Origin of the sequence: Rhizobium ecuadorense, assembly GCF_001187535.1 — a bacterium.
In the GTDB taxonomy this organism is placed as follows: Bacteria; Pseudomonadota; Alphaproteobacteria; order Rhizobiales; family Rhizobiaceae; genus Rhizobium; species Rhizobium ecuadorense.
The window spans coordinates 1-217 of the sequence record NZ_LFIO01001819.1 but is presented as its reverse complement, the minus strand read 5'-3'; the positions used below and the strand labels follow the sequence as shown (position 1 = coordinate 217).

Sequence of the window (217 nt, the reverse complement as noted above, 5' to 3'; positions counted from 1 at the left end):
ATCTTCGCCAGCTCCGACGAGATCGCCATCGGGCTGGTCGAGGTATTCAGAAGCCAAGGCGTCTCGATCCCCGATGACATCTCGGTCATCGGCTTCGACGATGTCGGTCCGCTTCATCTTTTTGCACCGCCGCTGACGGCCATCCGCCAGCCGGTGCGCCAGATCGGCCGGCGGTCGCTGGAGCTGCTTCTGGAAACCAATTGGCACGAGTGGAAAC

Annotated in this window: 1 protein-coding gene; it reads left to right on the top strand. The window is 61.8% G+C overall.

Annotated features, from left to right (window positions below):
* A partial coding sequence (locus AF337_RS38650) for a substrate-binding domain-containing protein (protein ID WP_160320421.1) occupies positions 1–217 on the top strand: 217 nt, incomplete at both ends.